Origin of the sequence: Tamlana sp. I1 (assembly GCF_015355625.1) — a bacterium.
Taxonomy (GTDB): domain Bacteria; phylum Bacteroidota; class Bacteroidia; order Flavobacteriales; family Flavobacteriaceae; genus Pseudotamlana.
On record NZ_JACLAF010000002.1, the window covers coordinates 205881 to 218351 of the forward strand.

Annotated in this window: 15 protein-coding genes; 12 read left to right on the top strand and 3 right to left on the bottom strand. The window is 34.0% G+C overall.

The window, feature by feature from the left end:
* Positions 1-84 precede the first annotated feature (84 nt).
* From H6X70_RS02275 to H6X70_RS02290, 4 genes are all read left to right on the top strand, one after another.
* Positions 85-681 carry a hypothetical protein gene (locus H6X70_RS02275; RefSeq protein WP_194766059.1) on the top strand — a complete coding sequence of 199 codons (597 nt, stop codon included), beginning with the start codon at positions 85-87 and terminating at the stop codon, positions 679-681.
* A gap of 192 nt (positions 682-873) precedes the next feature.
* Entirely contained in the window at positions 874-1236 is a 363-nt protein-coding gene (locus H6X70_RS02280) for a type II toxin-antitoxin system RelE/ParE family toxin (RefSeq protein ID WP_228530236.1), read from the top strand.
* The gene (locus H6X70_RS02285) at positions 1223-1525 is read left to right on the top strand and encodes a helix-turn-helix domain-containing protein (RefSeq protein ID WP_194766060.1); all 303 of its coding nucleotides are present in this window, start codon (positions 1223-1225) and stop codon (positions 1523-1525) included. The genes H6X70_RS02280 and H6X70_RS02285 overlap by 14 nt, the downstream gene beginning before the upstream one ends.
* A gap of 154 nt (positions 1526-1679) precedes the next feature.
* On the top strand, positions 1680-2987 hold the full coding sequence (locus tag H6X70_RS02290; RefSeq protein ID WP_194766061.1) for a short-chain dehydrogenase: 1308 nt from the start codon (positions 1680-1682) through the stop codon (positions 2985-2987).
* Between the two features lie 87 nt (positions 2988-3074).
* Here the strand turns inward: H6X70_RS02290 and H6X70_RS02295 are convergent, their stop codons facing one another.
* Positions 3075-4289 (bottom strand): sensor histidine kinase, encoded by a 1215-nt coding sequence (locus tag H6X70_RS02295; RefSeq protein ID WP_194766062.1) that lies wholly within the window; start codon positions 4287-4289, stop codon positions 3075-3077.
* Positions 4290-4516: 227 nt separating this feature from the next.
* Between H6X70_RS02295 and H6X70_RS02300 the strand changes: the two genes are divergently transcribed.
* Both H6X70_RS02300 and H6X70_RS02305 read left to right on the top strand, forming a co-directional pair.
* On the top strand, positions 4517-4945 hold the full coding sequence (locus H6X70_RS02300) for a hypothetical protein (RefSeq protein ID WP_194766063.1): 429 nt from the start codon (positions 4517-4519) through the stop codon (positions 4943-4945).
* Between the two features lie 257 nt (positions 4946-5202).
* On the top strand, positions 5203-5739 hold the full coding sequence (locus H6X70_RS02305) for a DUF2911 domain-containing protein (protein WP_194766064.1): 537 nt from the start codon (positions 5203-5205) through the stop codon (positions 5737-5739).
* A 96-nt stretch (positions 5740-5835) separates the two neighbouring features.
* On the opposite strand, the gene H6X70_RS02310 is transcribed toward H6X70_RS02305, so the two are convergent.
* Positions 5836-6147 (bottom strand): DUF202 domain-containing protein, encoded by a 312-nt coding sequence (locus tag H6X70_RS02310; RefSeq protein WP_194766065.1) that lies wholly within the window; start codon positions 6145-6147, stop codon positions 5836-5838.
* A 9-nt stretch (positions 6148-6156) separates the two neighbouring features.
* Positions 6157-6786 (bottom strand): 7-carboxy-7-deazaguanine synthase QueE, encoded by a 630-nt coding sequence (locus tag H6X70_RS02315; protein ID WP_194766066.1) that lies wholly within the window; start codon positions 6784-6786, stop codon positions 6157-6159.
* A gap of 471 nt (positions 6787-7257) precedes the next feature.
* Here H6X70_RS02315 and H6X70_RS02320 point away from each other — a divergent pair, with 471 nt between their 5' ends.
* Genes H6X70_RS02320 through rluF form a run of 6 tightly spaced genes read left to right on the top strand, consistent with a single transcriptional unit; the run spans position 7258 to position 12438 of the window.
* Entirely contained in the window at positions 7258-8799 is a 1542-nt protein-coding gene (locus H6X70_RS02320; RefSeq protein ID WP_194766067.1) for a helicase HerA-like domain-containing protein, read from the top strand.
* A 44-nt stretch (positions 8800-8843) separates the two neighbouring features.
* Positions 8844-9401, top strand: coding sequence for a hypothetical protein (locus H6X70_RS02325; RefSeq protein ID WP_194766068.1), 558 nt, complete (start codon positions 8844-8846; stop codon positions 9399-9401).
* 10 nt (positions 9402-9411) lie between these two features.
* Positions 9412-10389, top strand: coding sequence for a YitT family protein (locus tag H6X70_RS02330; protein ID WP_194766069.1), 978 nt, complete (start codon positions 9412-9414; stop codon positions 10387-10389).
* 26 nt (positions 10390-10415) lie between these two features.
* Positions 10416-10784 carry a cupin domain-containing protein gene (locus tag H6X70_RS02335; protein WP_194766070.1) on the top strand — a complete coding sequence of 123 codons (369 nt, stop codon included), beginning with the start codon at positions 10416-10418 and terminating at the stop codon, positions 10782-10784.
* A gap of 3 nt (positions 10785-10787) precedes the next feature.
* The gene (locus H6X70_RS02340; protein WP_194766071.1) at positions 10788-11615 is read left to right on the top strand and encodes an alpha/beta hydrolase; all 828 of its coding nucleotides are present in this window, start codon (positions 10788-10790) and stop codon (positions 11613-11615) included.
* A gap of 19 nt (positions 11616-11634) precedes the next feature.
* Entirely contained in the window at positions 11635-12438 is an 804-nt protein-coding gene (gene rluF / locus H6X70_RS02345) for a 23S rRNA pseudouridine(2604) synthase RluF (protein WP_194766072.1), read from the top strand.
* Positions 12439-12471: the final 33 nt, after the last annotated feature.

Consider the following 12471-nt stretch of genomic DNA (forward strand, 5'->3'; position numbering starts at 1 on the left):
TACAACATAATGCCTTTTTTATTTGAATTGTAAATAGAACTGAAAAGGTATTTGTAAAATAAACTACGCAAAATATTGAATGAAATGAATAAAAAAGTAATAATAATTTTTCTAATTTACTTTATACAGTCTATTGCAACTTCTTGTTGTTCTTGTGATTGCGACCCAATAAATACATTTGAAAAAACGTACAATGATTTGGATTTAAAGGCTTGGGACACTTCTGGATTTCAAAATACAGAAGTATTAAATTCTGCTTATAAAAATGCTTTCGGACTAACAATTTATGTACAATTTGAATTAAATCAAATTTCATATTCAAAACCAATATGGAATATAAGCTCATTTGGATTTACATCGGCATATGCAATGAGTGATTGTGATTGTCCTATGGATGAGTATATTACTTTAGACCCTATCGCTTCAATAAAAATAAATGTAGTAAATATAGAAACCCAAGAGATTACTGATGTTACAGATAATTTTACAACTTATAATTATAATGGAGAACAATTGACCATAAGTGAATTATTTGAAATTCGGGAAGATTGGCTGGATGGATTTCAAGTGGACATGTCAGAATATGACAATATTCCAGACAGGTCTCTATTTACGGTTATAATCTCACTGGAATCAGGGGCTGAATTAGTAAAACAAACTCAAGAAATAACCTTTGAATAAAATACTTTGTACTACAATAGCAAAAGCACTTATTAGTTATAGCCTACTTACGAAAATCTTCTATGATTTTCAATTCAGTTTTGGCTTATTAAACCATAGCCAAACACCTCTCCCGTAGCACATAGGATTCCGTTTACAGATAAAAAAACAGCTCTAAACTTGGAGCATGTTGCCTTTTTAGGTAACTTTGTTTTGGATTTAACTATTAATAAATTGAGCGAATTTAAAAGAGAAATAGGGTTTTACGAAAACTACTTTAAAGATTTCTATTTTAAACAGTCACTCCTTGTTCGTAAGAAAATAGATTGGACGCTTTTACTTTTGAGAGATACTCGAATTGTTCCTGAGAAATTTTTAAAGAACCTTACGAATACTGATGGCTTATGGGAAGTTCGAATTTCAGCAGGAAATGGTATATTTCGGATTTTCTGCTTTTTCGACAAGGGGAATTTAGTAATTCTGTTGAGCGGATTTCAAAAGAAGACACAAAAAACACCCATGAAAGAAATTAAAAAAGCTGAACGATTAAAAAAGGAATATTATGAAAACAGATAAAAGAATTACATCATTTGATGACCATTTAGATGAGCAGTACGGGAAAATGGGAACTGAATCTCGTGATAAATTCCAAGAAGAATTTGAAACATTTAAAATTGGAATTTTAATTCAAGAAGCTAGAAAGAAGCAACAATTAACACAACAACAACTTGCCGAAAAAGTTGGCACTACTAAAAATTACATTTCTAGGATTGAAAATAATGCAAGTGATATTCGACTTTCAACTTTGATGAGAATAATCCGAGATGGATTAGGTGGAAGTCTGAAATTATCAATGGACATTTAGCATACGAAAAACAAGTATCACTCATAATTTATTACTGATTTACGCTTGTTTCTACAAACCTTCACAGGGTTTCTATTCGGTTTGTATTTATTAAATCCGCTAATTAATCACAAATCAAAGTAACCCCCACACCATTAATAGTCCCAAACTAAATATGAAAAAGATAGTTTTAGTCCTGTTAACAGGCTTAATTATTGGATGTTCGAATGCGAACAAAACAGACAAAGAACTACTCGAAAACGACAAAAAAGCATTAGTAGCAAACCTCGATTCATATAAAGTATCTGCATACAAATTTGGAAAAATACTCATTAGAGCTTCAGCAGAAAAAGACAGCATATCTCCAGAATTTCAATCCTATAAAGCGGACTTAGATAGAATTTTTAATAAGGCTGTAAAATATGATATTCATAATCCAGAGAGCCTCTCCATGCTCGACTATATTTCGATTTATCGGGATTACAAAAACATGGAGGATTTTATCATGAAAACCGATGAAGATATTTTTCCAACTTTAATAGATGCTTTCAATACAAATTATGCAGATTCTATTAGCAAGCAAAGCGCATATCTAACAGGAAATGAAAAAATGCGTGTTCAAAATATTGAGCATGCTATTTTAAGCGCCATTGTAATTTTAAGTAAAAATTTAGGCAAAGAAGTAGCGCTTTATGAATGCTCTAAAACACATCCAGATTTACTTCAAGACTCTGAAACAAAAACACTATTACAATATTTTAGAGGGTTTTTATTTTTTGAAAAAGAACTTTATTATCTATCTGAAGATGAAATTTCAAGAAACATAGATTGGTTAAACAATAATAAAGGGGTCGACTTACCTTTTACAAGAACCATGTTTCAATGGGGGAATTTAAACAATGAGCAAACTCATATAGGTTTTCATGCTTTAAATCATTTATTCAGGGGATTTGACAGGTTAATGATGGAAAGAACAATTGATGAAAAACGCGCCCTAGATGATTTTGAAATGTTTTTAAAAGACGTAAACGCAATTGGACTTAACAATGAAATTGTATGGGCTATTGAAACCTATTTATATGTAAAAAACGAAGAAGGCGAAAAAGCAATTACCGCTTTAACCAAACTAAAAACAAGTCATTTACTTTCTTCTGGCGACAAAGAAAGTATAAACGAATCCATCATCTATTTGCAAAATAGAACGCCTGAAAAAGCACACAATCACTTTTACGACAAGTACTTTTTAAGCAAAATAGCTACAAAATACATGTTCTCCTTGTTATCGGAAATAGATTGGAAAAAAGTGGTTGAAGCACAGAATGTTTCTCATACAGAAGAGATTTTTAAAACAATTGACAACCTAAAAGTTTTTATAGAACACCTAGAAAATTTCTCTAGCACTGAAAGCTTAGAAAAAACAGGAAACGAAATTAAAAACAAAGGCCAAAGCCTCTGGAATAAAGCTTTAGATTTAGCTGAATGATGCGTTATTTGATAAAAGGCAAAAAATTGCAACATAAGCGCATGGATTTAAAAAACAGAATCATTGAATACAAACTTTGCTTAACATCTAATTCGCACTGTAATGCTTCAGAATAGAAAAGGTAAAGGTACTTCCTTGACCTAATTCAGACGACACACTAATTTCTCCCCCTAGATCATCTATAATATTCTTTACTGTAGCCAGACCAATACCAGTGCCTATATTACCATATTTATCTTCGGAACCAACAATACTAAAAAGATTAAATATTTTAGCAATATCCTTATCAGGAATCCCATCGCCATTATCGGCTACAGAAAACAAATATGCTGTTTCCGTTTCAGAAATAGTAATGCTAATTTCCGTATTTGGCTTTTTATTATACTTTATCGAATTCGTTACTAAATTCACCAAAACTTGCATTAAGGCTGATTTATTCGTTTTTATTTCCGTGGAATTTCCTTCTAAATGAAAAGACACCGTATGATCCAGATTGGTAATCTGTTTTAATTCGGTTAGAATATCATCAACCAAAATGACTTCATTTCCTTTGCTAAGCAAATCATCACTATTATAAAATTTCAGTAAACCATCAATGTAATTTTTTAAAGAATATGAGGAAGTTTTCAGGTATTCCAGATATTGCTGAGACTCTTCATCTAGAGCGTTCTTCTTTTTACTTTCCAGCAACTCTGCTAAAGAAATAATATTGGATAACGGTGATTGAAGATCGTGAGATACCACCCTTGCAAACTTTTTTAAATCTTCATTTCTTTTCTTTAAATTATCTTGAAGCTGCATCAATTTTAGGTTTTGAAACCGCTGCTCGAATAAATGAGCAACTTGCTTTGCCATGACTACCAAAGCATTTCTTTGATTATCTGTTAACTGTCTCGGTTTGGTATCATAAACGCAAAGGGTCCCTAGTTTAAAACCATCAATATTAATAACTGGAACACCTGCATAAAAAATCGCTTGAAAATCCGTCACTAACGGGTTATCATGAAAACGTATGTCCTTTCTTGAATCTTCAATGATTGTAATAGGATCATCAGAATTAATAGCATGCCCACAAAATGAAATATTTCTAGGCGACTCATTAAAAGGAATGCCGTGATGCGATTTTAAAAAATTACGATCTCTGTCTAATAATGACACTAATGAGATGGGAACCTCGCATATATAAGCCATTAAAGCCGTAATGTTATCGTAACTTTCCTCTGGCAAGGTATCTAACAGCTGATATTTATTGACTGCTAATTGCCTTTCGTATTCATTTTCAGGTAATTCAGGACTAATCATTGGGGAGTAAAATTTCTTATCAAAATAACTTTTATCTCTATAATTTCCTAAAATAACACGAAGACATTTAACCTTTTAACATATTAAAGAAAACCATTTGACCATACGTCGTATAAAATGCTGATAAGTAGTTGATGGAGCGAGTTTCGTTACGACATAACATGTCATATTCAAACGTTTTTTTTGGTAATACATTTGGTAAAATTAAATTAAAAACAAAATTAAGAATGAGAAATTTTAAGTATTTACTAATTATGTTTGTTGGTTTCACCGCGTCCTTAACTTCATGTAGTAACGATGATGATTACCACGAGTACCATTTAGAGTATGTTAATGTTACAAGCGCAGACCTTCCTGATGAATTTGTTCACGGACGTACTTACCGCATTGAAGTTACCATAGATCTACCTAATAGTTGCTACTATTATTACAATCAGTACGATTATTTCTATGAAGGAACCTCTAGATTAATCTACCCAATTGCACATGTTGATGATGATGTTTCATGTGATGATACATCTAGAGAAGTTACATTTTCAATTCCGGTGCAGGCCTTACAAGAAGAACCTTATATTTTTAAATTTTATCAAGGCAAAGATGCCGATGACCAAGATACCTTCTTAACTATCGAGGTCCCTGTGGTTGAAGCGCCATAAGAGGTTTCCAAAAAACACCTTAAAGCTGCCTAAAAAGTATACTTGGTGTCATATTACAGCTTGTCGAAATGTTTCTAACTGATTGCTAATCAATTTCGGTTTCGACAAGCTCAACCTGACAAATCAAGTTTAATTAACTTTTTAGGCAGCTTTTTTGTTTTCAGTAACCAATAAACTTTAACATCTTAATCTAAGTTTTACAAAATATTTAAGACCAACTACAACTATCTTTAAAAACTAAATATTAAAACCCTATTATGAAAAAATCAACTTTTATTTCAAGTCTAGCTTTAGTTTGCATCATGCTTTTATCAACAAACATCAATGCTCAAAAATTCGCAAAGCTGGACAAAAGCCCAATGGATGCTACGGCATTCCCTTCTAGCAATAAAGTTTCAGAAAAATTAATTAAAGTATTTTACAGCAGACCCCAACTTAAAGGTCGTGAGTTAAGCAAATTAGCTCCAAATGATAGAGTTTGGAGAACAGGTGCCAACGAAGCGCCAACTATAATTTTATACAAAGACCTAAAAATTGCTGGCAAAGCAGTAAAAGCAGGTCAATATTCACTTTTCACCATTCCTGGCGACAAATCATGGACGGTTATTTTAAGTAAAGACATTAATGTTTGGGGCGCTTATTCGTATAACGAAGCTCATGATGCGGTAAGAGTTCAAGCCGATGTAAGCAGTGCCTCAGAATCTATTGAAGCATTTTCTATCGCTTTTGATGATAATAGCACCATGTTTTTAGCTTGGGATAAAACTCGTGTTGCAGTGCCTTTTACGGAATAGGTAGACGGTAGACGGTAGACGGTAGACGGTAGACGGTAGACGGTAGACGGTAGACAAAACTAAAAATCCAGCAGAATTTTATTCTACTGGATTTTTTTAGTTATTCTTTTCTTTTTCAGACATGTAATACAGTTTTTTTAGACTTTTCTTAAGCAGTCTAAAACGAACCACGCCAATCACTAAAAATATTACACAAAACACCAAACATACCAAAGCAAAATACTTAAAGTTTGGAAAGGCCTTTAATTCAAAAAAAGCAAAACTGGCAATAAGTAAATATAACGACGACCTAATGTAAGACAACAATGTACGTTCATTGGCCAAACGCGTACGCTCGATTGCCAAATAATCTCTTAAGATTACTTTCTCATCAGGCTGAAAATCGCGACCAAAACGTATCAATTTCATATTGCTTTTTTAAGGAATATTTAAATATTTATGGGTTTGTAAAGACACTTTCCATTTCGGGTTTGCCATCACATAATCTACAATTTCTGGCACCACCTTATCGCGTTTGCTCCATTCGGGCTGTAAATATAAAATACAATCTTTATTTACTTTGGCCGCTTGTTCTTCCGCGAAGCGAAAATCGTCCTTATTATAAACAATCACTTTTAGCTCGTTGGCATTGTTATAAACCTCCTGCGTAGGCAGCTTCATTTTTTTTGGCGATAAGCAAATCCAATCCCAAATTCCGGTTAGTTTATAAGCGCCAGAAGTTTCAATATGAACCTGTAAGCCTTTTGCTTTAAGTTGGGTTGTTAAACTCGTCATATCCCACATTAACGGTTCACCACCTGTAACCACAATAGTATCGCTGTACTTAGCAGCATTGTCAACTATTTTTGAAGTTTCGGTAGGCGGATGCAAATCGGCATTCCAACTTTCCTTAACATCACACCAATGGCAACCCACATCGCAACCGCCAATTCGTATAAAATAAGCCGCTGTTCCTTTATGGAATCCTTCCCCTTGAATCGTGTAAAACTCCTCCATTAATGGGAGCATTTCACCTTTTTCAACCCGTTTTTGTGTCTCTTCTTGCATAAGTTTGCAAAGATACATATTCCTTTATTTAATTTTTTGGTTTTCAAAATAAATTAAGTTCCTTGTAATCAAGAGTCAAAACCAGATCAGTCCTAAATAATATATTTGTTCATTTTTTCCATTGATGAAAAAACGCAACCAAAAAAATCTAGGCTGACGAATCTTTATCTAAATTTATCGCTCTACACCTAAATTTCAGGAACTCGCTTTGATAATTAATGCTAGCTACAAAAATTCACTTAGCTCAAACAGCCTGAAATTTTACGGTGTTTTCGCTTCAAATTTTACGATAAATTCTCGATAAGCCAAAAATCCGTTTCATAAAAAACAATCCAAAATCAATAATATTTTAAAGTACTATTGAATATAATTTTTATAGTGATTATACAAGAAAAGATTTAAATATTACTGGCTTCAAAACTTTTTTTCTCATTCTTCATTTTTCCTGTATTTTTATGCAAAACATAAAGGATGACAACCAAGGAAACTTTTTTTAAATACATCACCGAAGGCAACGCTACAAAAGGCGATTTTATTCCTATTGGCGCGGCCATGTTAAACGGTGAAACCATTACTGGTGCTCATGTAAAAATTCCGCTAAAAACCATGAATCGTCACGGGTTAATTGCTGGCGCTACGGGAACTGGAAAAACAAAATCGTTGCAAGTTTTAGCCGAAAACCTCAGCGACAAAGGTGTTCCGGTGCTGCTTATGGATATTAAAGGCGATTTAAGTGGAATTGCACAACCAAGTCCTGGACATCCTAAAATTACACAACGACAAGAAAAAATCGGGCTCCCATTTGAAGCTAAAGGTTTCCCTGTTGAAATATTAACCCTTTCTGAACAAGAAGGTGTTCGGTTAAGAGCAACGGTTTCCGAATTTGGCCCCGTGCTTTTATCGCGAATTTTAGATTTATCGGAAACCCAATCGGGCATTGTCTCTGTTATTTTTCAATACTGCGACAACAATAAATTACCCCTACTCGATTTAAAAGATTTCAAGAAAATTTTACAATATGCTACCCAAGAAGGTAAAGACGAGTTTAACGAAGCTTATGGCCGTATTTCTACCGCTTCAACAGGCTCTATTCTTAGAAAAATTGTAGAATTAGAACAACAAGGCGCCGATTTATTTTTTGGTGAAACCTCCTTCGACACCCAGGATTTACTTCGGATTGATGAAAACGGGCGAGGCTATATCAATATTATCAGATTAACCGATATTCAGGATAAACCGCAGTTATTTTCTACCTTTATGCTGAGTTTATTGGCTGAAATTTATTCAACCTTTCCTGAACAAGGCGATAGCGAACGTCCGGAACTCATCATTTTTATTGATGAAGCTCACTTAATTTTTAATGAAGCTTCCAAAGCCCTTTTAAATCAAATTGAAAGTATAGTAAAACTGATTCGAAGCAAAGGTGTTGGTTTATATTTTGTAACCCAAAACCCAACCGATGTTCCAGAAGATGTTTTATCGCAATTGGGATTAAAAATACAGCACGCCTTAAGAGCCTTTACGGCAAAAGACAGAAAAGCCATTAAATTAACGGCTCAAAACTATCCAGACTCCGAATATTACGATACCGAAGAAGTCCTCACTTCCCTTGGAATTGGCGAAGCTTTAGTTTCGGCTTTAGATGAAAAAGGACGTCCAACACCTCTTGCAGCCACCATGATGCGTGCCCCAATGAGTCGTATGGATGTGTTAACCGATGAAGAATTAGACAATTTATACAAGCAATCGCATTTAGTTAAAAAATACAACGAAACCATCGATAGAGAAAGCGCTTACGAACTGCTTAATGAAAAAATTAAGCAAGCTGAAGCAGATGATTTAAAAGAAAAAGCACAAAAAGAACAAGAAGCACTTGAAAAAGCTCAGGCTAAAAAACGATCGCGCAGCAGCAGCTCAAGAAGTTCAGCCATGAACCCGATTGTAAAAGTCCTTACAAGTGCCACATTTATTCGTAGTGTTTTTGGAATTTTAACTAAAGTCATGAAAAAATAAGTCGATATTTGACAATTATTAAATACAAACCTTAAAACAAACCAATGCGTACATTATTACTTAGCGGAATAGCCTTAACTCTTTTATTTTCAAGCTGTAGCAAAACACAAAACCCTTTCGAAATTTCGAAACAACATATTGGTTTATTAACCGATTCTACCCAAGTTAAAGACCTTAACAGCGTATTTCCAAACGATTCGGTTGTTAAATTTATTGCTGGCGACGAATTTACAGGCAGTGTAGATAATATTGAAATCTTTGAAAAAGGCGGTAACAAGCTGCTTACACTAACCCCAAAATACGCCTTAGATTCGACTTCTGTAATCAGTAATGTAAGAATTATAGATCCACGTTTTAAAACAGACAAAAACATATCGGCAATAAGCACTTTTAAAGATATTCATAGCCAATATAAAATTTCAAAAATTAGCAATTTAATTAATTCTGTGGTGGTCGCTGTAAACGATATTAACGGTAGTTTTACCATCGATAAAAAAGAATTACCAGCAAATTTAAGGTTCGATATGAATTTAAAATTTGAACCAACTCACATTCCAGATGATGCTAAAGTGAAGTACTTTTTTCTTAATTGGGATAATTAAAACCACATAAATGAATCCATTCTTATCAAAATTAATAGTAGACGTTGCGCGTAAAAGGCTGAAGAAAACCCACGCCGAAGAAACGCTGTCTAAAAGGGACATTGTGCCCTTGGTAAGAATTCTTCAGGTAGAATTTACGCATGCTGTTAAAGAATATATATTAATCATTATTGGCGTGTTTTCTGCAGGATTCGGCTTAAAAGGATTTTTACTTCCTAATAGCTTTATTGATGGTGGCGCAACAGGTATTTCCTTATTATTGGAACACCTAACCTCCTTACAATTAGGCATTTTATTAGTTATAGTAAACCTCCCGTTTATCATTCTGGCCGCCAAAACTATAGGTTCCAAATTCGCCATAAAAAGTATTATTGCCATAGCCATGTTAGCTATTGTAGTGCACTTCGTAGATTACCCCACCGTTACAGATGATAAACTTTTAATAGCGGTATTTGGAGGGTTCTTCTTAGGTTTAGGCATTGGTATGTCTATGCGAGGTGGCAGTGTTATAGACGGCACCGAAGTCTTGGCCATTTACCTTGGCAGAAAACTATCGCTAACCATTGGCGATGTGTTATTACTGATTAACATTGTAATTTTCTCGGTTGGCGCATATTTACTATCTATTGAAACGGCTCTTTATGCGATACTAACCTATTTAGCCGCTGCGAAAACAGTCGATTTTGTTGTTGATGGTGTTGAAGAATATGTTGGTGTTACCATAATTTCCAACAAGCACGAAGATTTACGAATCATGCTTACCCAAAAACTACAACGCGCTTGTACCATTTATGCTGGAAAAGGCGGATTTGGAAGTTCTGGAGAAAGTTACGACAAAGACATTATCTACACCGTTGTAACCCGTTTAGAATTGGCTAGGCTTCAAACTGAAATTGATAAGATTGACCGAAATGCATTCATCATCATGGGTATTGTGAAAGATTTAAAAGGCGGTATGATAAAGAAAAAACCAATGAAAGATCACTAATCGTTTCATTGATAACTTATAAACCCATGTCACATAAAAAATATACCGTTCAAAACAATCCTTTTGTAGTTCCCACAACCGACGGCAAAATTATAGAAGAACACTTTGGAAACACGACCGATGGAAATTCTAAAATAAGCATTGCCCACATGAAAGCCCCTGCGGGTTGGAGCGAACCTTTTCAAACACCAGAATTTGATGAATTTACCTTTATTATAAAAGGCAAAAAACAATTTATCATTGAAGATGAAACGGTTATTTTAGAAGCTGGTCAATCCATTAAAATAGAAAAAAACACACGAGTACAATACTCCAATCCTTTTACCGAAGTTTGCGAATACATTGCCATTTGCACTCCTGCATTTTCAATGGATTTAGTAAACAGAGAAGCCTAATACATGAGTAAAAACATTCCGCAAATTATTGGAACGGCTATAAATTCTATAAGTCATTTCAATCCGCAATTGGCCGCTAAGCTAGCCGTTAAATTATTTTCAACACCACGCAAAGGAAAGCTTAAAGCGAATCAATTGTCTTTTCTAAATACCGCCACACAAGAAAATGTTATTTGTGAAGGCATTCACATAAAAACATACCACTGGAAAGGAAAAGGAGAAACCATTCTACTTGTTCATGGCTGGGAAAGTAACACCTTTAGATGGCAAGATTTAATTGAATTGCTTCAAAAAGAAGATTATAATATTGTTGCTTTAGACGCCCCTGCGCATGGTGGCTCTAGCGGTAAAATTTTTAATGCTCCCCAATATTCAGAATGTATTCGTGTGGTTGTTGAAAAATTTAAACCCAGCATTATTATTGGGCATTCCATTGGTGCAACTGCTAGTATTATTGCTCAAGAAAACTACAATCTGTCTTCAATTAAAAAGAACATCTTGTTAGGAGCGCCTTCAAACTTAGCGATATCAGTTAAAAATTTTGCCACTTTTATGGGTTTTAATGAAACGGTTACTAAAGCTATAGATGCTTATTATTTAAAATATTTCAACCATTTACCTGGTTACTATTGTGCTGAAAATTTTTATAAAAATAATGATACTGAAGGCATCGTTATTCACGATAAAAAAGATAAAATCATTTCATATCTCGAAGCTTTAGATATTAACAAACACTACAAAAACGGCAAACTTATTAAAACTATAGGCTTAGGTCACAGGCTTAAATCGGAAGTTGTTTATCAGCATATATTAGACTTTTTAAAGGCTTAAATTATTGTATTTTTACAGCATGGAAGAAACGCAATTAAAACGCATCAATAAATTTTTAAGTGAAGTTGGCTATTGTTCAAGACGCGAAGCCGATAAACTTATTGAAGCTGGACGTGTAACAATAAACGGTGTGGTTCCTGAAAAGGGGACAAAAATAGCGCCAGACGATGTGGTTGCTGTCGATGGTGAAGAAATTAAAAACACCAAAGAAAGCTTTGTTTATTTAGCTTTTAACAAACCTGTTGGTATTGTTTGTACTACTGATACATCGGTTGAAAAAGACAATATTATTGATTTTCTAAAATACCCAAAACGTATTTTCCCTATCGGAAGATTAGATAAACCCAGTGAAGGTTTAATTCTTCTAACGGATGATGGCGACATTGTAAACAAAATTCTTCGTGCGAGTAACAACCACGAAAAGGAATATATTGTTACGGTTGATAAACCCATCTCGCAAACGTTTATAGAACGTATGGCTGGTGGCATTCCGCTTGCCGATTTAAATAAAACCACTAAAAAATGTCAGGTTGAAAAACTTGGTACTTACAAGTTCAAAATTATTTTAACACAAGGTTTAAACCGTCAAATTCGTAGAATGTGCGATTATTTAAACTACGAGGTACAAACTTTAAAGCGTGTTCGAATTATGAACATTAAATTGGATATGCCCATTGGCGAATACCGCGAATTAACAAAAGTAGAATTTAGTGAGCTTAACGATTTAATTAGAAAGTCTACAAAGGAGTTTGTAACAAGCAGAGATAAAAAGAAGGATCAAGATAGAAATAAAGATCAAAAAAAAGGACCTAGAAATCATTAGAAGTAACTTTTTTTAATTTCTACAGCTTTCATG